Consider the following 20298-nt stretch of genomic DNA (forward strand, 5'->3'; position numbering starts at 1 on the left):
ACGCCCCCCAATTCAGGAGAACACGATGTCGATCAATGCCCTCAGCGCTGGCAGCAGCGCCGTCAGCCAGATGAATTTCTTGAACCGTGCCAGTGCCACGTCCGGCGCCGGCGACAGTGGCCCGGTACGCGGCGGTCCTCCGCCGGGCGGCCATCCGGACGGCGGTGGCTTTGTCGCGGCCATTGCGAACGCGCTCAAGGAAATCGGCGTGACCAGCGCCAACGGTACGTCGGGCACGGATTCGTCGGCCGGCGGTACGGCCAGCGGCACCAGCGACACCGCGTCCGCCAGCGACACGTCGTCCACCGATGGCGGCAACGTGGCCCAGGCGCTGGGCAGCTTCCTGCAAAGCCTGATGGGCGCGCTGCACGCGCAAGGTAGTGCCAATGACGACGGGCCGCCGCCCTACGGCGAAGGCCAGCAGGGGCAAGGCATGGGCGCTGCGGGCGGCCCCGGTGGCGCCGGTGGGCCGGGCCGCTTGGCGTCCGACCTGCAAAGCCTGATCTCGAAGCTGGGCAGCGGAACGTCTACATCGTCCACCAGCGATGCGGATGGAACCACCTCCACCGATACCACTTCTGACCTGTCGAGCACATTCAAGAACTTGCTGGACCAGTTGAGCGGTAACAGCAGCACCAGCAGCACAGACAGCAACGACAAGCTGGCCAGCTTCCTGCAGGCGCTGTCGAATAACCTGTCGGGTGCCGGCAGCAGCGGCAACTTGATCAACACCACCGTGTAAGGGCGGCGCAATGGAGACCAACCGCGCGGCACATGGCCACAGCCTGGCCGATGATCTGGCCGCCATGATGCGGATGAACGCCAGCCGGCGCCAGTCCCTGCGCTGGCTGCTGGCCGGCGCTTCGGCACTGCCCGTACTGGGTTGCGGTGGCGGATCGTCCACCACGGACACCAGTATGGCCGGCACCAGCGCAAGTTCCGGCACCAGCGGAACCAGCACCAACGGATCGGCCGGTTCCTGCGCCGTGATACCGGAGGAGACGGGCGGCCCGTACCCGGCCGACGGCACCAACAGCAACGGCACGGGCAGCGGCACGACCAGTGTGCTCAACTTGTCGGGCGTGGTGCGCGGCGACATCCGTGCCAGCTTCAATGGGCCGACGGCGGTGGCGGCCGGCGTGCCGTTGACGATCAAGCTGCAGATCATGAACGCCAACGGCAGCTGCGCGGCCCTGCCGGGTTACGCCGTCTACCTGTGGCACTGCGACCGTGACGGCAACTATTCGCTGTATTCGAGCGGCGTGACGGACCAGAACTACCTGCGCGGTGTGCAGGAGGCGGACAGCCATGGCAACGTCACCTTCAGCACCATCTTCCCCGGCTGCTACGCGGGGCGCATGCCGCATGTCCACTTCGAGGTCTATCCCACGCTGGCCAGCAGCGTGAGTGCGGCCAACCGGATCAAGACGTCGCAGTTCACGTTCCCGATGGCGACGCTGAACGAGGTCTACGCAAGCGCCGGTTACAGCGCCAGCGTGCGCAACCTGGCCCAGATCAGCTACGCGACCGATAACGTGTTCGGCGACGGCACGTCCTTGCAGATGGTGGCCGTGACCGGCAACGCCACGGACGGCTACGTCGCCACGTTGACGGTGGGCGTCAGCGCCTGATATCGCGCTGGCCACACGGCGGCAAAGGCATGCGGCAATGCGCCGCATGCCTGTCTGCCGGCGGGCCATTCCTTCCCATCATGGTCTTCTCCATGTCCTCAGCCCGTGGGCGAAAGCGATTTCGCCGCCACGGCGTCAAATAACGGGCTATCCGAACCTGATTTCGCGACGTAGGCACGGTTGCCGCCGCACGCGCGCTGGCATGGTGCTTGCGATACCTCGGTCACAGGCGCGTGTGCGCCCATTCAACCGGAGTCCCTATGAACCTGCGCCTGCTCGATTACCGCCCCGAGCTTGAATTCCTCGAAGCGCCCGGCGGCGCCGGCCTGGCCGGCGGCGATGAACTGACGCTGGCCGCGCGGCTGCTGGAATTGCATGGCGGTGCGCAGCTGGATCGCTTCATCGACGCCATGGTGCGGGGTGGTGGCGCACCGGCGCCGCTGGCGGAATCGCTCAAGCGGGCGGCCCGCCAGGTACTGCCGCTGCATGGGTGGCCGGGCTCGCCCCTGATCGAATCGTTGCGGCGGCGCGGCAAGAGCGACCCGATCGCACGGGCGGCGCGCATCTTCGGTGTCGAACTGGAGGGCTTGAGCCCGGAAGACAAGGAATTCGAACTGGCGCAGCGCTTCGTGCGCTTTGCCCGCGAGGCGATCCGGCTGGCCGCCGATGCCTCCAGGCCCGCCGGTGCCGCGGCGGCGCTGGCCGAGGCCGCGCGCAGCCATGCGCCCGGCCTGCTCCATTGCGCGGCCGGGCGTATGGGCCGATGGCAGCGGCAGGGCGACCGTATCGTCGTGTACGACTGCTGACAGGTTGTGGACGGATAGTCTTAGCGGCGCGCCGGGCGGCCTGTTCGCCCGCGCATTTTTTGTTTGACCACAGATGGGGAGTTCACCATGCATGACATCGATCGTACAACGCTGGAATTCGGCCAGCAGGAAATGTCCGGCTACGAGGCCGAACAGTATGAATTCGGCCAGGGAGAGTGGGGCGGCGAGATGGGCCAGCAAGGCATGTTTTCGGAATCGGAGGAGATGGAATTGGCCAACGAACTGCTCTCGGTCAGCAACGAGGCTGAACTCGAACAGTTCCTGGGCAGCTTCCTGCGCAAGGCCGCGTCGGTGGCCGGGCAGGTGATCAAGTCGCCGATCGGCCAGGCCATCGGCGGCGTGCTGAAGGGCGTGGCCAAGAAGGCGTTGCCGCTGGCCGGAGGCGCCATCGGCGGATATTTCGGCGGCCCGCTGGGCGCCAAGATCGGCAGCGGCCTGGCCTCGGCGGCCGGCGGCGCGCTGGGCCTGGAGGCGGAATCGATCAGCGGCGAGGACCGCGAATTCGAGGGCGCGCGCCAGTTCGTGCGCCTGGCCGCCGATACCGTCAACCGTGCCGCCGCCGCGCGCGGACCCGGCGATCCGCGCGCCATCGCGCAAGCGGCTGCCACGGCGGCGGCGCGCCAGTTCGCTCCCGGCCTGCTGGCCCGCGCCGGCGCCATGGGTGGCGCAGCGGGCGGTTTCGGCGCCGCGCCCGGCATGGCCGCTGGCGGGCCGATGGCCGCCCACGGCCGCGGCCAGTCGGGCCGCTGGATGCGCCATGGCCACAAGATCGTCCTGTACGGAGCTTGAGCGCCATGGCCATCAGCGCATTCGCCGTGTGGATGCTGACGCAGGAGGCGCGCTCGCTGCAGGCGCGGCTGGAGCGCCTGCGGCCGTTCGCGCTGATCGAGCCGATGGTGCCGGCGGCGGCGCTGCTGCCGCAAGCCCAGACGGCCATCGAAAGCTACCTGGCGCGGGGGCGGCGCGAGCTGCATGGCATGGTGCACGACTATCTGGCCTGGCTGCGGGGGCCGGCCCGGCGCACGGCCAGCGCGGCCGACGCCCAGCGCCGCTTCACCTTTGTGCGCCTGCGTTTCAACGCCGCACTGACCCAGTTCGACTTGTTCAACGAAGTGATCACCCAGCGCAGCGAGCACGAAAACGGAGTCTGGCTGTCCGGGCTCGATGCGGTGGCGGCCGATGCGCTGACGCTGGCCGGCGCGTATTACCAGGCCCCGCCCGTGGTGTGCTATCTCGATCGCGGCCCGGGCGCGGCCATACGGCGGGCCCGCACGCGCTTGCCCGGCGGTGGCGAGAATCCCGTGGCCATCGTGCGGGTGCCGCGCGAGCGCATGGTGGGCAGCGGCATTGCCTCGTCGCTGGTGCATGAGGTAGGGCACCAGGGCGCGGCGCTGCTGGACCTGGTCAACTCGGTACGGCCGCTGCTGCAGGCCATGCAGCGCGGTGGCGGCGGCGCGCCGCAGGCATGGCAGTTATGGGAACGGTGGATTTCCGAGATCGTGGCCGATTTCTGGTCGCTGTTGCGGGTGGGCGTGGGGGCCACGCTGGGACTGATCGGCGTGGTCAGCCTGCCGCGCGCGTTCGTGTTCCGGCTGAACGCGGACGATCCCCACCCTGTGCCGTGGATACGGGTCAAGCTCAGTTGCGCCATGGGCCGCAGCGTCTATCCCCATCCGCAGTGGGAGCGCCTGGAACGCTTGTGGGAGTCGTATTACCCGGCGGCCGGGCTGGCGCCGCCGCAACTGCAAGCGCTGGCTCAACTGCAGGACAGCATGCCGGCCCTGGTTGGCCTGCTGGTGCAGCACCGGCCGCCGTCCTTGCGTGGGCGCTCGCTGCTGGACGTGATGGACGCGGGGGCGCGCCAGCCCAGGCGGCTGCAACTGCTGTTCCGCTTCTGGAACCGCAACCCGGCGCGCATGTACCGCGCCGCGCCCTCGCTCGTATTCGCCGTGCTGGGTCAGGCCCGGGCCGACGGCACGCTGGCGCCCGAGGACGAGGCGGCGCTGCTCGAGCGCCTGCTCACGCACTGGGCGCTGCGCACCACCTTAGATACCAGCGCCGTATGCGGCGCGCATCAACATCGTTTGTCCACCCTGGAAGGAGCATGATATGACAACCAAGAACCCGGCGGCCGCCGATATCCGGCCCGGCGCGGTCCAGGTCAGCGTGCATGACAAGGCGACCGGCGCGGTCGTCGTCAACGCCGCCATCGCCCTGTATCGCGGCGCAGGCGACTGCGCCAAGTTCGATCCCGTAAAATGGAACGGCGCCCAGGAAGCGCCGATCGACGTGCGCGTGACCGACGCGCGCGGCTATGCCACTTTTTCCGACCTGCCGCCGGCGGCCTACGTGGCCGTCTACGACCATTTTCCGGTTACGCCACCCCAATGTGCGCAGGTCCATGCTGGCTGCGCCGCCTTGCTGTGTTTTGACCTGGAGGTGGACCCGGAGGTGACGCTGAGCTTCGAGACGCCCGATTGCCAGCCCAGTGACTGCCACACGGCGCGCGTGAGCGATCGCGTGACGGCGCAGGTGGGCTTCTTTGGCGACGCTACCGACGAAGTGCGGTCCCATATCGACGTGGTGCCGCTCGCGCCCTGGAGCAAGGTGCGCGGCGAAGACTACCAGTTTACCTGCACCGTGCGCCGGCCCGGCGTGCAGCGCTTCGAGGCGCAAATGCTGCTGGGCCGGCGTGCCGGCCCCGCGCTGGCCGGGGTGGCCGGACCGGGCGCGCCAGATGCTGGCGGGCCGCCGGCGATGATCGCGCTGGCCGCCGAGTTCGAGGCGGAGGAACGCACGCCCCAGCTGATCGCCGGTAACGTGGGCGTCTCGCTGTCGCGCACGGAGACGGAACCGACGGAGGATTTGCCGCTGTGGACCCTGATCCGCAACAGCACCGAGGCGATGAGCTTCACCAACTACCTCCATTTCATCGACAGCCTGTTCTGCGCCGAGCCGTCCAACAGCAACGTGTTCGGCCCGGCCGGCTTCGAAGGGGAGCGCTTCCTGAAGAAGGCCGACCGCTTCCACCACCTGCGGCACCGGCGTGCGCTGCCGTTCACGGACGCCGAATCCTACCGCGTGCTCAAGGCGGCCACGGAGGCGTTCGTGATGGTCAACTGCGGGGTGCTGAGCAAGCCGCTGGCCTTCAATCCCGACGAGGACAACGCCTACCTGGACCGGCGCGATATCCCGCCCGGCAAGGACCTGGAGACCGTGCTGCTGAACGACTACCTGGAAAAAGTGGACGGCACGGCCACCTTGCCCTACCTGGCCATCATCCGCCGCAAGCTGCACGACATACCGATCCAGCTGGCGCATGGCCGCGAGCATGACGCCGACCTGTGCTTCGGCATCCTGCAGGACAAGCTGGCCAATCCCTGCCTGCTGGAGCTGATCTGGTCGTACTGGCACGAGGAAGGCATGCTGGTGCAGACCATGAACGCGATCACCCAGCGCTTCCAGAACGTGCGCGGCCCCGGCGCCAACGACCCGCTGGCCAACACGGAGATCGACATGCTGCGGCCGTTGAGCAACCTGATCTGGGGCTACACGCAGGACGAACAGCACCGGCTGACGGTGGTGCGGCGCAATTACGAGTACGACCACCACTACGGCGTGCGGCTGGACGGCAAGGCCGTGCAGCGCATCCGTGCGGCCGACACCCGCTCCAAGTTCCTGGAAGCGTTCCACCACCTGCTGCGCCAGTGCACCCAGTTCTACAAACAGGACGACGACACCACCGTCAAGGCCGATGCCTTCCCCGTGCTGAACGCGCTCAAGGAAGTGCACCTGATCCTGTCGCAGGGCGCGCACAACCAGTTTGGCGACTTGCCATCCACGGCCCGCATCGAGATGCTGATGCAGCAATGGCTGCTGGCGCGGCCCGAGTTCCGCGAATTCCTGCCCACGCGCCTGATGGTGGCCTACCCGGAACCGTGGATGGACCGGGTGGACGCGATGAAAAAGCTGCAGGGCTGGACCGACACCAGCGTGGTGCACTTCCGCAGCCTGGCCATGTTCGGCGAACAGGTCCTGCTGTCGGTGCGCTATGGCGCGTGGGCCGATATCTACGAGCCGACGCCGGCCTTCAACTGGGCCCGGTTCTGGCGGCCGCAGGTGCAGGGCTATATCCACGCCTACCGGGCCGCCACCGGCGTCGACCTGTCGGTGGAGAAGGTGGACGCGGTAGCCGAGGCGACCATCCCGTCCGTGCTGCTGCGCCAGCGGCTGGCCGAGCAGGTCCGCAGTACGGCCTGATGCGGCATGGCTGATTTTTGCAGCGCGCTCTATCTGGGCCTGCGCCATCCGTCGGCGGCGCTCGCTGACTGGCCAGCGCTGACGCTGGGACGCCCGGCGGCGCTGGAGGAGGCGCCGGGCGCGGGGCAGGTGGCGGCGGATCTGGCGCGCTTGCAAGGCAGCGAGGCGGCGTTGCTGATGCCTTCCACGCTGCATCTGTTCTGGGATCTGTTCGGCGTGCTGGCGGACCAGCCGTTGGCATTGCTGGTCGATGGCGGCGCCTATCCGATCGCGCGCTGGGGGGCGCAACGGGCCGTGCTGCGAGGAGCGACAATGCAGATCTTTCCGCATGGCGCGGCGCAGGTGGCGGACCGGCTGGCGTGGCGGGCAGCGCTGGCGGGGAGACGGCCTTTGATCCTGGCGGACGGCTATTGTCCGGGCATGGATACCGGGCCGCCGCTGGCGGCCTACGCGCGTATCGCGGCCGACAAGCACGGCTACCTGGTGCTGGACGATACGCAGGTATTGGGTGTGAAGGGCGGGCAAGGCGGTGGTTCGCTGCGCCTGCCGGGCGTGGTGGGGCCTCACGTGATGGTGGGAGCCTCGCTGGCGAAGGGCTTTGGCGCGCCACTGGCGGTGTTGGCCGGCAGCGCCGCAATGATGAAGCGGTGCGCCGATCGCAGCGAGGTGCTGCGTCATTGCAGCCCGCCGTCGGTGGCGGCGATCGCGGCGGCGGGGCGCGCGCTGGTCATCAACCGGACCTGTGGCGACAGGTTGCGCGCCCGGTTGTGGCGCAACGTGGCGCGGTTCCGGGCCGGCGCGGCGCTGCGTGGCATGTTTTGCCGGGGGGGCGCGTTTCCCGTCCAGACGGTGCCGCTGCCTTGCGGGGCTGCGCCGGCGCGGATGCAGGCGGCGCTGGCATCACGGGGTATCCACGCCGTCGCCCAGTGGACGGGTCGGTGCGGTGCACTCACATTTCTGCTGCGTGCCGACCACCGGCCGGAGCAAATCGAGCGGGCGCTGGATGCGCTTGCGATTTTGTTGGAGAAGGCATATGAACCAGAAATTTGACACGTTGCCGTTTCCGGCCCAGGGCGGGGCGGCACAGCAGGAAGGGGAGTACGAGCTGGAAGCGGAGCGCGGCCGCCCGATGTTGCGGGGCGGCGCATTCCGCGCGGGCGCCGGGGGCACGATGGGTGGCAAGGGGCGATGGCGGCAAGGGGGGATGCGGGGACCGCAGCCGCAGCGCGGCCACCATCCTGGCCATCCCTGGCCACACCACCGGCCGTACTACCGGGGCTATTACAACGCGGGGTTGTGGCCATCCGACGATACGCCGGTGATGCATCCGCCATACTGCGATTGTTCGCAATGCGGCGGCGCGGCGACATTCGATGTGCTGCCATTCGGCGCGACGCAGGACTATCCCGGCTTGCCGTTCAGCGCGGACCGGGAGCAGGAACTGGCAATGGAACTGCTGTCCGTGTCCAGCGAGGCGGAGATGGAGCAATTCCTGGGGAACGTGTTCAGCAGCGTGTGGAACGGCGTGAAGAAGGTGGCTTCGCCGCTGGGCGGCGTACTCAAGGCCGTGGCCAAGCGCGCCTTGCCCTACGTGGGCGGCGCGTTGGGATCGTTGATTCCGATACCGGGTGTGGGTACGGCGCTGGGGCGGGCGGTGGGGGCGGTTGTTAGCCAGGCGCTGGAAATGGAGTTCGAGGGCATGGCCCCGCAACAGCAGGAATTTGAAGCGGCGCGCCGTTTCGTACGGCTGGCCGGCACGGCGGCCCAGCTGGCAGGGCAGGGAGATGGCAGCCCGGCCTCCGTTCGTACCGCCGTGCTGGTGGCGGCCCGCCGCCATGTCCCCGCATTGACGCGGCCAGCGCGTGCCGGCGGGGCCGTCGGGTCGCAAGGCGCCACGGCCATGCCAGCGGGCGTGACGGGGCGCTGGCGCCGCCGTGGCAATCGGATCGTGCTGAGCGGCGATTTCTGATGGCCACGACCAGTACGCACGAGGCTCGCCGTGATCATCGACTGCCATTGCCACGCCGGACCGGGCGACGGCTTGACCGGCCCCTGGGATGCCAATGCGGGGCTGGAGCGTTACTTGCGGCGGGCTGCGCGTGCGGGCATCGGGCGCAGTGTGCTGTTCGCGGCGTTTCACTCGGATTATGCGCGGGCCAACCGCGCCGTGGCTCGCATCGTGGCCAGCGCGCCCCAGCGGCTGCTCGGCTTCGCCTTCGTGCACGCCACACGCGACCGGGGGCGCATCCGCGCCATGTTGCGCGAGGCGGTGGAACAGTTCGGTTTTGTGGGCGTCAAATTGCATCGCCACGACGCGCGCATCAGCGGCGAAGTGTGCGACGCGGCCCGTGCCTTCCGCCTGCCCGTGCTGTACGACCCGGTGGGCGAGGTGGCGGTGGCCGAGTTGCTGGCGCAGGATTACCCGGACGTCGATTTCATCCTGCCCCACCTGGGCAGCTTCGCCGACGACTGGAGCGCGCAACTGGCCATGATCGACCAGCTGGTCCGGCATCCGAACATCTACACCGACACGGCCGGCATCCGCCGGTTCGACCTGCTCCAGCAGGCCGTGCGGCGGGCCGGCGCACGCAAGGTGCTGTTCGGGTCCGACGGGCCGTGGCTGCATCCGGGCCTTGAACTGCACAAGATACGCCTGCTTGGATTGTCGCAGGAAGATGAAAGCCTGATCCTGGGGGATAACCTGCGGCGCTTGTGCCGGCTCGCCTGACCGGAAGCGGGTGCGCATACAGCCATGGTTCGCTCAAGGCTGGCGACCATCGGCGGGACGCGCCTTGCGGCGTATTTGCAGCGCGCGGTCCGTCACGCCCAGCCGCTGGGCCGCGCGCTGGTTGCTGCCGCCCTCCTGTTCCAGCACGATGCGGATCGCCGTGTCGGCGCTGGCCTGGGTAATGCGGGCCAGGCTCATGCCCTGGTCCAGCGCGTGGCGGATCGCGCCCGCGAAGGCAGCGTCCGGCCACGGCGCGGCCAGCGTTGCGGCGCATGGCGCGCGCTCATCGGGCGGCACGGCGCCCGGTGTGATGGGGCCGCAGCCGCAATGGCGGTGCCACAGCCGGGCCACCGTCTGGCGCAGCTCACGCACGTTGCCGGGATAGTCTCGTGTGAGCAGGTAATCGCGCACGGCCGGATCGAGCTCGCAAACGGGCTGGGGCGCCGCATGGGCGGCAAGGAAGTGCGTCACCAGCGGCAGGATATCGTCGCGCCGTTCGCGCAAGGGCGGCGTGCGGCAACGCCAGCCGGCGATACGGTACAGCAGATCGGCGCGGAACCGGCCGCAGGCCACGTCCGCTTCGAGGTCGCGGTTGGTGGCGCAGATCAGGCGGAAGTGGCTCGGCTGCCAGCTGTTGCCGCCCACCCGTTTGTACTTGTGCTCCTGCACTACGCGCAGCAATTGCGCCTGCAGCGGCAGTGGCAGTTCGCCTATCTCGTCCAGGAACAGCACGCCCTGATCGGCCTGGGCGAAGGCGCCATCGCGCGCGGCGACCGCACCTGTGTAAGCGCCCCGTTCATGGCCGAACAATTCGCTGCCGGCCAGTTCGGGCGCGAGCGTGGTGCAATCGAGGACGGTCAGCTCGCCCGCGCAGCCGCTGAGCCGGTGGATGGCCTGGGCGATCAAATCCTTCCCGGTGCCTGTTTCACCCGTGATCAGGACGGATGAGCTGCCGAACGCGGCCACTTCCACCACATCATCGACGAGGGCGCGCCAGATGGCGCTGCGGCCCACGAGCGTCTGGCGTACCGTGTCCGATGCAGCCAAGCGGGCGACGGCCAGCCGGCGCTGGATACGGGCCAGCAGCGGAGCGGGATCGGCATCTCCGGCCGGCCACCACAGCACATCGGCCGCCCCGGCGGCCAGCACGGCCCACGATGAGGCGGCCGGCGGCGGGGTCGCGCCGCACAGCAAGGCGAAGACATGGCCGTCGTCACGTTGCGGCGCCAGCGCCGCCAGTGGCGTCGGGTCGGCATCGTCCAGCAGCACGATGTGGCAGCCAGGGCCGTCGCCAGCGCTGTCGAGCACGGCAACGCCGGCGCGCACCAACCGCGCCGCCAGCAGCGCGGCGCGCTTGGACAGGGCGGGCTGGGCGTGCAGCCATACGGCGGTGGTCGTGGGAATCATGTCTGTGCCGCAAGCGGACTCGCGCGGGCGCACAGTGCACCGGCACGAGGAATCGTGCTGCACTATAGATTGGCCGGCCATGCCCACGTTTGAGGTGTGCCAATAGTGCGCGGCCAAAAAAAAATCGGGGACGTACCCCAATTTCCATCATGTGAAAATTGGGGTGCGTCCCCGATATTTGTTTATGCCGGCTTACTGTTTGACGCAGTCCACGAAGTAGCCGCGCTTGCCGTCCACTTCGCGCTTGACCAGGCCGTGCACGTCCGTCTCGAAGCCGGGGAAGCGCTCGTTGAAGTCGCGCGCGAAGCGCAGGTAGTCGACGATGGTCTTGTTGAAGCGCTCGCCAGGAATGAGCAGCGGGATGCCGGGCGGGTAGGGCGTCAGCAGGATGGACGTGATGCGCCCTTCCAGTTCGTCGATCGCCACGCGCTCGATCTCGCGGTGCGCCATCTTGGCGAACGCGTCCGACGGCTTCATGGCGGGGATCATGTCCGACAAATACATTTCCGTCGTCAGGCGTGCCACGTCGTAGGCCTTGTAGAAGTTGTGGATCTGCTGGCACAGGTCGCGCAGGCCCATTTTCTCGTAGACCGGATTGGCCGCCGCGAACTCGGGCAGGATGCGCCACATTGGCTGGTTCTTGTCGTAGTCGTCCTTGAACTGCTGCAGTGCGGTCAGCAGCGTGTTCCAGCGGCCCTTGGTAATGCCGATGGTGAACATGATGAAGAACGAGTACAGGCCGCACTTTTCAATGATCACGCCATGCTCGGCCAGGTACTTGGTGACGATGGAGGCGGGGATACCCGTCTCGGCGAACGTGCCATCGAGCGCCAGGCCGGGGTTGACGATGGTAGCCTTGATCGGGTCGAGCATGTTGAAGCCCGGTGCCAGCTTGCCGAAGCCGTGCCAGGTGTCGTCGGCGCGGATGATCCAGTCCTCGCGCGAACCGATGCCGTCTTCCGCGAAGTGGTCCGGGCCCCACACCTTGAACCACCAATCCTTGCCCCATTCCTCGTCGATCTTCTTCATGGCGCGGCGGAAGTCCAGCGCTTCGACGATCGATTCTTCCACCAGGGCCGTGCCGCCCGGTGCTTCCATCATGGCCGCGGCCACGTCGCACGAGGCGATGATGGAGTATTGCGGCGAGGTCGAGGTGTGCATCAGGTAGGCCTCGTTGAAGGCATCCTGGTCCAGCTTGACGGACTCCGATTCGCGCACCAGCACCTGCGACGCCTGCGACAGGCCGGCCAGCAGCTTGTGGGTGGACTGGGTCGAGAAGATCATCGACTCCTTGGCGCGCGGACGGTCCTTGCCGATGGCGTGCATGTTCTTGTAGAAGTCGTGGAAGGTGGCGTGCGGCAGCCACGCTTCGTCGAAGTGCAGCGTGTCGATCTTACCGTCCAACATTTCGCGCAGCGTTTCCACGTTGTAGATCACGCCGTCGTAGGTGGACTGGGTGATGGTGAGGATGCGCGGCTTCTTGTTGGCCGCCTCGCGCGCGAACGGGTTCGCTTCGATCTTGCGGGCGATGCTCTCAGGCGTGAACTCTTCCAGCGGGATGGGGCCGATGATGCCCAGGTGATTCCGGGTCGGCATCAGGAACACGGGAATGGCGCCGCACATGATGATCGAGTGCAGGATGGACTTGTGGCAGTTGCGGTCCACCACCACGATGTCGCCGGGGGCGACGGTGGAGTGCCACACCATCTTGTTCGAGGTCGAGGTGCCGTTGGTGACGAAGTAGCAATGGTCGGCGTTGAAGATGCGCGCCGCGTTGCGCTCGGAGGCGGCCACGGGGCCCGTGTGGTCGAGCAGCTGGCCCAGTTCTTCCACGGCGTTGCACACGTCCGCGCGCAGCATGTTCTCGCCGAAGAACTGGTGGAACATCTGGCCGATGGGCGACTTCAGGAACGCCACGCCGCCCGAGTGGCCGGGGCAGTGCCACGAGTAGGAGCCGTCGTTGGCGTAGTGGACCAGCGCGCGGAAGAACGGCGGCGACAGGCCGTCCAGGTAGGACTTCGCTTCGCGGATGATGTGGCGCGCCACGAATTCCGGCGTGTCCTCGAACATGTGGATGAAGCCGTGCAGCTCGCGCAGGATGTCGTTGGGGATGTGGCGCGAGGTGCGCGTTTCGCCGTACAGGTAGATGGGGATGTCGGCGTTCTTGTAGCGGATTTCCTCGACGAAGGCGCGCAGCGATTTGAGCGCCAGGTCGGTTTCTTCCACCGAGCCGCCGCCGAATTCCTCGTCGTCGATCGACAGCACGAAGGCCGACGCGCGCGATTGCTGCTGCGCGAACTGCGACAGGTCGCCGTAGCTGGTCACGCCCAGCACTTCCATGCCTTCTTTTTCCATCGCGGCGGCCAGGGCGCGAATGCCCAGGCCGGACGTGTTCTCGGAACGAAAATCCTCGTCAATGATGACGATGGGGAAACGAAATTTCATGCTGTCTCCAGAAAAGAAGACCGCCCCTGACTGTTGTACAGGGGCGGGCTGGGCGCCCGTGACGGTGTTTCGGGGCGGATAAAAAAATTAAGAACGGGATTCTCGCAGAAATGGGGGCGCCGTGGTGAAAAAAATGGGCCCTTTTTTCCGCGTTGCTCCGGTTCCTGTCAGTGGCCGGCGGCGCCGCCGCCCAGCTTGAGCAGCAGGGCGCCCAGCGGGTCCACGTGCAGCCACGCGAACGCGCCCAGCGCGATGCCGACGCCGGCCACGCCGTAGGCGGCCGCCTGCAACCATTTCTTCCTTGTCAACAAAGTGATGGCCGCCAGCGAGATGGCGATCTGCTCGGTCGTGGTGGCCAGCGCCCACTGGTGGTGGGCGTGCATGGCTTCATCGGACTTGTGGTTCCATTCCTTGGACGATTCCTCCCACTTTTCCGCTTCCTTCTTGATGTCTTCCTTTTCCGACTTGTAGCGCGCCACTTCCGATTTGTAGCGCTCGACGTCCACGCCGGGCAGGGTCATGGCCAGTTCGGCCAGGTTCTGCTTGTTGGACTTGGCCTGGTAGTAGTTCCAGCTGTTGGCGGCCTGGGTCTTGTCGATGGCGGCGTTGTTCTTGAACAGGGCCGCGTCGTTCTGGGTGGCGCCGCCCTGGTAGCCGAACATGGCGCCCACGGTGGCCAGGATGGCCGTCATGACGGCGATGTTATTGGAAAAGCTGTCGCCACCGTGGGCGGCGTGTTCCACCGCGTGATCGTGGGGGCCGTGTACGTGAAAGCCGTGACCTGACATGGTTGTATGTTTCCTCTAAAAGATATGGATCTGGCGTTATTGGGCGGCCCGGCGGCGCAGCGTGACGAAGGCGTATTCCAGGCCGGTGGCCGAAACGTGCGCCTCGCGCGCCGTCTCGACCCACGCATCGTCGGCGATGGCGGGGAAAAAGGCGTCGCAGGAGAAGGTTTGGTTGATGCAGGTCAGATCAAGCTGATCGGCCAACGCCAGCGCCTGTGCGTAGATCTCGGCGCCGCCTATGATGTAAGCCGGAATGTCTTGTACCAAGGCAATAGCCGCCTCCAGCGAGCTGGCCGTTTCCACGCCGTCGTGGCGCCAGCCGGCGTTGCGGGTGATGACGATGTTGCGCCGGCCCGGCAGCGGGCGGCCGATGGATTCGAAGGTCTTGCGGCCCATCAGGATGGGATGGCCGGTCGTCAGGCGCTTGAAATGGGCCAGGTCTTCCGGCAGGCGCCAGGGCAGGGCATTGGCGATGCCGATGCCGCGCTGGGCGTCCATGGCGACGATGATGTTCAGTTGGCTCATGTGATGGTGCGATTTGGAAAATGAGGGTCAATGAGGCGGCGTGCCCACATTATCGTTGAATTCGGCTTGTGCCGGGGGAGCGTCACGTTCACTTGCAAAATGATATTTATATCAATTATTCCAGAGTGAAAATGTGTGAGTTTCAATTGTGATTTTTTGCGTATTGTACGAGGGAATTGTTAGCGAGTTCTAGTTGGAAATTTAACAACCACAGGGAAGCGACTATCCACCAAGAACAATATCAAGGGAGAAGACATGTTCGCGAATCTGAAAATCAGGACCTTGGTGACCGGCGCGCTGGCCGTGCTGCTGGCCCTCTTGCTGGCCAATGGCCTGATGGGTATCTATGGGGCCGGCCATTCCGTGGGCCTGGTCCAGCAGGTCACGCTGCGCGACCAGCGCAACAGCACTGAGCTGAACGCCATGCGGCTGGACATGGAGCAAAGCCGCAGCCAGATCCTGCAGGCGCTGCAGCACAACCCGGAGCTGGCCTGGGCCAAGCTGCACGACCATCCCTTGACGGTGCACTTTGACCTGATCGCCACATTCACGGCCCGCACAGCCAAGCGCTGGGACGCATACCTGGCGGGCATCGCCGCGCCCGAGGAGAAGCGCCTGGCCGAGCAATGGTACGCCGACAGCGCGGGCCTGGGCCTGGAAGCGATCAACGCGGCCGGCGCGGCCATCAAGGGCGACAAGTGGGACGAAGCGGAAGCGATCCTGATCAAGCAGATCAACCCATCCTACCGCAAGGGCGACGAAGCCCTCAAGGCCTTGACCGAATTCGCAGTGACCAAGGCCAAGGCCAATGATGCTGCCGTTGGCGCCAGCCTGGCCTCGACCACCTGGACCATGGTGGCGGTGCTGGCGATCGGGCTGGTGGTGGGTGGTGTCGTGGGCTGGTCGTTGCTGCGCGCCATTTCCACGCCGCTGGAGCAGGCCATGACCATCGCCACGCGGGTGGCCGGCGGCGACCTTACGGGCCGCATCGAATCGCACAGTGACAATGAAATCGGCGCGCTGCTTGCGGCGCTGGACCGGATGAAGGGCAACCTGGCCGGCATCGTGCATGAAGTGCGCGGCAGCACGGACACGATCGCCAGCGCGGCGGGACAGATCGCGGCCGGCAATATGGACCTGTCGGCCCGCACCGGCGAACAGGCCGGTTCGCTCGATCGCACCGCCCACGCCATGGAGCTGCTGACGGGCACCGTGCGCCAGAACGCCGACAACGCGCGCCAGGCCAACCAGCTGGCGCAGTCGGCGTCGGAAGTGGCCGTCAAGGGCGGTACCGTGGTGAGCGAAGTGGTGCAGACCATGGGCTCGATCAACGATTCGTCGCGCAAGATCGTCGACATCATCGGTGTAATCGACGGTATCGCGTTCCAGACCAATATCCTGGCCCTGAACGCGGCCGTGGAGGCGGCGCGCGCCGGCGAGCAGGGACGCGGCTTCGCCGTGGTGGCATCCGAGGTGCGCAACCTGGCCCAGCGCAGCGCCGGCGCGGCCAAGGAAATCAAGGAACTGATCGGCGACTCAGTGGAAAAGGTCGGCACGGGCGCGCGCCTGGTGGACGAGGCCGGGGCCACGATGCAGGAAGTTGTCACCAGCATCCAGCGCGTGGCCGACATCATGGGTGAAATCACCCAGGCCAGCCAGGAGCAGACGGCGGGGCTGGACCAGATCAACGCCGACATCGGCCAGATGGACGCCATCACCCAGCAGAACGTGGCGTTGGTGGAGGAGGCGTCGGCGGCCGCCAGCTCGCTGCAGGAGCAGGCCGGTTCGCTGGCCCAGGTGGTGAGCGTGTTCAAGCTCGATGGCATGGCACCGGCCCGCACCGCGACGCCACGCCCGTCGCAACCGGCCGTCCGGCCCGCGCCTGTGAAAGCGCTCAAGCCGGCGGTCCGGCGCGTTCCCAAGGCCGCGCCGGTGGCGGCGCAGGCCCGCGCCAAGGCCGTGGCGAACAGCACGCAGGGCAACGACGACTGGGAAGAGTTCTGACGCGCGGCCTCACCAGGAGCTAGCGCACACGATCGCAGGCGGCGAGTGCCGGACGACGGGTGGCCGATGACGTGTAGGCGTTTAGGCTCGTGGTGGTCGCGAGTGAGTTTTCGGGCAAGTTTAAGGGGGAGTTTTGAGACCGTTACCGCCCCATTGCAGACCTTTTGCGGGAGGGACAACCACGCTTTCAATGTATGAGTCGCGTGAGGTCAGTTTGATCTGGGCCACCCCACGGGTAAGGAACATACGAATTCACGAATTGTAGAATCGACCTACTCTCGGGATCATAAACTTCAAGAATGGATTTCACTCGGAATTCCTTACCTTTATAGCGTACTAATGCAACGGGACTATTCGAAAGTCCACGCGAGCCCCAGGTTTCTTTAGTCGCATACCACGTGGAAATAACGGGAGTGGAGCTAATCACGAATGCCTCGCCGTTGTAGATGGTGTCAATTCGCGTGACTCCCATGATGGGGAGAGTAGCGTCAAGACCGCGAAATCGTTCGCTCAAAAATGGGAACTGCCCCGGTGAATGTGCAGAAGCATCGGTCGAAACGATTTCCTGTTCCGGCGCCGCTTCCACATCATTAAATTGTGCGAAGTAGTGCCTTGATGTCTCAGTCTTGCCCCAAAAGTTGGGTGCCATCACTGTGACAGTGACACGCTGAAAGCCATGCTGTGCGCGTCGAACAAGTTCTTTCAGCGCGACCTCCGTCGTTGTTGGCCCTAAGGTGCTATCCATGCGTTCCACGCGCTTTACTGACTCTTGTTCTATGTTGAATGGTCCGGTACTCGCGCCTCTAGATAGAACAAACAGTTTGGTTGGATGGGAACGATCATCGATAACTCGGGATGCGTCGTTCATGAAGGGATCCAAATCTTTATCAGCGCCGGACGAAAGGTCCTGACTTTGCGCTTCACAGTCCCCCCGTAGGTTATAGATCAAGACTTTATTGCTGCCGATATCTGATGTAATAAACCCGGCGCCGCTTCTTTCCCAGCGCTGGTGTAGCTTCCCATCAGCTTCGCTGGCCTGCAATGTTCCTCGACATTCGAAATAGTGCCGAAAACTATATTTTTTACCATCGGCATTAATAACTATGTCATGCTGAAAATACTGCGTGCTACCGGGTATAGAAGCGCACCCGTTCAGCGCAAATAGTGTGGCAAAGCTGATCAGCCAGCGTATCTGCCCCATAGAGGCAAACACAGCGGACACGTACTCTCCAAGCTGGCGCGGCTTAACACCGCGACATATGCTCAGCTTCTGCAGACGCTGCATTTGGGTCTGATAAGCCATCATTCTTTTCTCTTAAATATAGCTACTTGATGATCTATATCGAATGACTGCTTGTGGCCATTGTCGGTCAGCTTTCTAGGCTTACTTTCTTATCACGACAACAAACGTAAATGCTGTCGCAATGCCTATTCCGACGCCAAGAGCGAATCCCAAAGTAGAACTGTGCAGGGCAACAGCGAGTGCAGTTCCGGCCCCGGCCCCGACGCCAGTACCAAGTATTAGGGGTAGTATCATTTTCGTTCCTTGTTTAGGAAATCATCTACGATTACAACGGCGGCTATTGGCCGCTGGCGGCATGTAGCATCTACCATAAGGTCCACAAGGTCCTATGGGGGCCTATTTCATTGGCGCTTGCATATTCAGCTTGGCGGCCCCTACATTTTCCTGGAATCGTTTGTCGATAATGGCAACAGCTCCCACCTGCGGCGGTTGAGCGCGCAATTCCCATTGCAGGCAAATCTGGTTGTAGCCCCCCTGGCATCCACCTGTTTGAAACGAGAAGTACCTTGTTTCCCCCGCCCGCACATCGATTTCAAATTCGACGGCCTTCATTGTCACATCCACTGGCCACTTTTGTCTGAGGGTGTGCCGCCCCGGGGAAAGTGCCACCCATGAATAGCCACCTTGATCGAGATCGAATACATTGACGCCATCCACATAAAAGTAAGCGCTACGGGCACCCAATGCAAAGGCGGGGCCCCTATATACATAGACTAACGCCTTATTCGCGTCAACATTCTCAGCAGGCTTGTAAATAGGCCCAGTAGCGGCGCAGGCCGAGATGAGCGAAGAAATGAGTAATAACAGGATTCGATTCATATTAATTATTAAGTTGTAATGGTAGGCCGCTTCTGGCCGGATGCAGCCGAAAAGTCCCAGCATATCATCTTGCTCAAATGGAAAATGCACAGATTCTCACGCCGCTTTGTTTATCGCTGCGGCGCACCGCAACACGCTTAGAACGTAATCCGTCCTGAGTGTTTTATCAATTGCGCAACAGTGCACATAAATACATAATGCTCAGGATGGATATCCTCACTCGACTTCGTCGTATTGCCGCACTATGCCTCGCATTCGCGACAGTACCTGCCCACGCCACGGGAAACCAGGCAACGAAACCGCTTCCGTTAAAGCTGGTGTTGTCCCAGGAATGCGGCACGGCCAAGGGCGAAGCGCTGGAGACCTTTAAAGGACGCCTGCTCTCCTGGTGCCCCTTTGATGGCACAAAGTTGACGGCCGAAACGAATGATGCAACTGCACTAGCAGGACGGCGGCTGTATGTAAGCATGGACTTGGCACCGGTGAGCCAGTCTAAGCTGCCGATTGGGCTCATCCTGTCCACTTTTAATTCAACTTGGCAAGTCAAAACGCACATCGGCGCAATTTTCCAAGTCATGGAAGGGAGGCTTGAAGCCAGCATTTATGTGCCGGAAGATGCTAAAAACGTCTCTTGGACACTATCAGGCGGCCCCTCACATGCGCTGCCCGCTGGCCTCGTCATCCGCGACGCACAAGCCTCGGTCAGCGAGGCGAAATTCCGTCCAGGTGAAATGTGCGCCCCCTGCCGCCAACACCTGGATGAGGTCATGGAACGGGTACGCCGCGAATTCCTGTTTGCCGACCGCATGCAATTGAACGAACTGGAAGGCGCCTTGACCCTGGCGGCAACGGGAGCCCGCGATATACATGAGTTGGATGGCCCCATGAAGGAGCTGGCCCGCCAATTGAGCGCAGTAACAGTGGCTGCGGGCTTGGCCCCGCACGGGACCTATCTAACCAAGGCCGAGTTTGCCTCGAACGCATTCTCCATTCCAGCCTCTCCAGCGCCCCAACTGCAGCGCCAGGAAGCCCACGCTCCGCTGTTCGAAACCAAGCTCCTGGACAAGCCCGTCGGCTATATACGGCTACGCTCTTTTCTACAGGCCGACTTCACAGCGGGCGAAACGTATGCGCGCGCCTTGCGAAATGCCATTGTCAGTTTGCACCAGGAGGGAGTCAACCGTTGGATTCTCGATTTGCGTGAGCATGGCGGCGGCACGCTTTTCCCTGCCATTGCGGCGCTGCGGCCGTTGCTGGGCAATGGCGGTGTAGGGTACTTTGTTGACGCAGGTGGCAAGCAGGGCGGCCCTTGGCTATGGGGAGTTCTGGGCCTGCCCCGCGGGACGTCAGGCGTTTATTTTACCGACCAGGATCCGGCGTTCAACGGCGAAAATGAAGCAACGGCAATCCTGCTTGGCCCAGTAACAGCCAGCAGCGGAGAAATGGTGGCCATCGCCTTCCATGGCCGTTCCAATACCTGAAGCTTCGGTACGCCAACCGCTGGATATACCACGGCCGTCAGCGGAACAACTGATCGCTATGGAAATTTCTTCGGTATCGC

17 protein-coding genes are annotated in these 20298 nt (G+C 64.6%); 11 read left to right on the plus strand and 6 right to left on the minus strand.

What is annotated here, in order from left to right; all coding sequences use genetic code 11:
- Positions 1 to 25: 25 nt before the first annotated feature.
- The 9 genes from H3H36_RS00700 (at position 26) to H3H36_RS00740 (ending at position 9446) form a co-directional block, all read left to right on the plus strand.
- A complete protein-coding gene (locus H3H36_RS00700) occupies positions 26 to 742 on the plus strand; it encodes a hypothetical protein (RefSeq protein WP_182213061.1) in 717 nt (238 codons plus the stop codon).
- A gap of 10 nt (positions 743 to 752) precedes the next feature.
- Entirely contained in the window at positions 753 to 1631 is an 879-nt protein-coding gene (locus H3H36_RS00705) for a dioxygenase family protein (RefSeq protein WP_182213062.1), read from the plus strand.
- Positions 1632 to 1891: 260 nt separating this feature from the next.
- Positions 1892 to 2437, plus strand: coding sequence for a hypothetical protein (locus tag H3H36_RS00710; protein ID WP_182213063.1), 546 nt, complete (start codon positions 1892 to 1894; stop codon positions 2435 to 2437).
- 87 nt (positions 2438 to 2524) lie between these two features.
- The gene (locus H3H36_RS00715; RefSeq protein ID WP_182213064.1) at positions 2525 to 3247 is read left to right on the plus strand and encodes a hypothetical protein; all 723 of its coding nucleotides are present in this window, start codon (positions 2525 to 2527) and stop codon (positions 3245 to 3247) included.
- Between the two features lie 5 nt (positions 3248 to 3252).
- Positions 3253 to 4566 (plus strand): hypothetical protein, encoded by a 1314-nt coding sequence (locus tag H3H36_RS00720; protein WP_182213065.1) that lies wholly within the window; start codon positions 3253 to 3255, stop codon positions 4564 to 4566.
- A 1-nt stretch (position 4567) separates the two neighbouring features.
- Complete coding sequence (locus tag H3H36_RS00725) at positions 4568 to 6718, plus strand: 8-amino-7-oxononanoate synthase (RefSeq protein WP_182213066.1); 2151 nt, start codon at positions 4568 to 4570, stop codon at positions 6716 to 6718.
- A gap of 6 nt (positions 6719 to 6724) precedes the next feature.
- Positions 6725 to 7768, plus strand: a complete 1044-nt coding sequence (locus H3H36_RS00730) for a PLP-dependent aminotransferase family protein (RefSeq protein ID WP_182213067.1) — start codon at positions 6725 to 6727, stop codon at positions 7766 to 7768.
- On the plus strand, positions 7752 to 8687 hold the full coding sequence (locus tag H3H36_RS00735; protein WP_182213068.1) for a hypothetical protein: 936 nt from the start codon (positions 7752 to 7754) through the stop codon (positions 8685 to 8687). The genes H3H36_RS00730 and H3H36_RS00735 overlap by 17 nt, the downstream gene beginning before the upstream one ends.
- A gap of 30 nt (positions 8688 to 8717) precedes the next feature.
- The gene (locus tag H3H36_RS00740; RefSeq protein WP_182213069.1) at positions 8718 to 9446 is read left to right on the plus strand and encodes an amidohydrolase family protein; all 729 of its coding nucleotides are present in this window, start codon (positions 8718 to 8720) and stop codon (positions 9444 to 9446) included.
- A 33-nt stretch (positions 9447 to 9479) separates the two neighbouring features.
- On the opposite strand, the gene H3H36_RS00745 is transcribed toward H3H36_RS00740, so the two are convergent.
- The 4 genes from H3H36_RS00745 to H3H36_RS00760 form a co-directional block, all read right to left on the minus strand.
- Positions 9480 to 10853 carry a sigma-54-dependent transcriptional regulator gene (locus H3H36_RS00745; protein ID WP_182213070.1) on the minus strand — a complete coding sequence of 458 codons (1374 nt, stop codon included), beginning with the start codon at positions 10851 to 10853 and terminating at the stop codon, positions 9480 to 9482.
- A gap of 192 nt (positions 10854 to 11045) precedes the next feature.
- Positions 11046 to 13298, minus strand: a complete 2253-nt coding sequence (locus H3H36_RS00750) for an arginine/lysine/ornithine decarboxylase (protein ID WP_182213071.1) — start codon at positions 13296 to 13298, stop codon at positions 11046 to 11048.
- 167 nt (positions 13299 to 13465) lie between these two features.
- On the minus strand, positions 13466 to 14086 hold the full coding sequence (locus H3H36_RS00755) for a DUF4337 domain-containing protein (protein WP_182213072.1): 621 nt from the start codon (positions 14084 to 14086) through the stop codon (positions 13466 to 13468).
- A 36-nt stretch (positions 14087 to 14122) separates the two neighbouring features.
- Positions 14123 to 14611 carry a dihydrofolate reductase gene (locus H3H36_RS00760; protein WP_182213073.1) on the minus strand — a complete coding sequence of 163 codons (489 nt, stop codon included), beginning with the start codon at positions 14609 to 14611 and terminating at the stop codon, positions 14123 to 14125.
- Between the two features lie 255 nt (positions 14612 to 14866).
- On the opposite strand from H3H36_RS00760, the gene H3H36_RS27415 reads away from it, so the two are divergent.
- Positions 14867 to 16615 carry a methyl-accepting chemotaxis protein gene (locus tag H3H36_RS27415; protein WP_182213074.1) on the plus strand — a complete coding sequence of 583 codons (1749 nt, stop codon included), beginning with the start codon at positions 14867 to 14869 and terminating at the stop codon, positions 16613 to 16615.
- A gap of 187 nt (positions 16616 to 16802) precedes the next feature.
- Here the strand turns inward: H3H36_RS27415 and H3H36_RS00770 are convergent, their stop codons facing one another.
- Together H3H36_RS00770 and H3H36_RS00775 are read right to left on the minus strand one after the other, a co-directional pair.
- The gene (locus H3H36_RS00770; protein ID WP_182213075.1) at positions 16803 to 17921 is read right to left on the minus strand and encodes a hypothetical protein; all 1119 of its coding nucleotides are present in this window, start codon (positions 17919 to 17921) and stop codon (positions 16803 to 16805) included.
- 333 nt (positions 17922 to 18254) lie between these two features.
- On the minus strand, positions 18255 to 18800 hold the full coding sequence (locus H3H36_RS00775) for a DUF2846 domain-containing protein (RefSeq protein WP_182213076.1): 546 nt from the start codon (positions 18798 to 18800) through the stop codon (positions 18255 to 18257).
- A gap of 143 nt (positions 18801 to 18943) precedes the next feature.
- Here H3H36_RS00775 and H3H36_RS00780 point away from each other — a divergent pair, with 143 nt between their 5' ends.
- Positions 18944 to 20218: a S41 family peptidase gene (locus tag H3H36_RS00780; protein ID WP_182213077.1), complete on the plus strand. Its 1275-nt coding sequence runs from the start codon at positions 18944 to 18946 to the stop codon at positions 20216 to 20218.
- Positions 20219 to 20298: the final 80 nt, after the last annotated feature.

The organism is Rugamonas fusca (assembly GCF_014042365.1).
Classification (GTDB): Bacteria; Pseudomonadota; Gammaproteobacteria; order Burkholderiales; family Burkholderiaceae_D; genus Rugamonas; species Rugamonas fusca.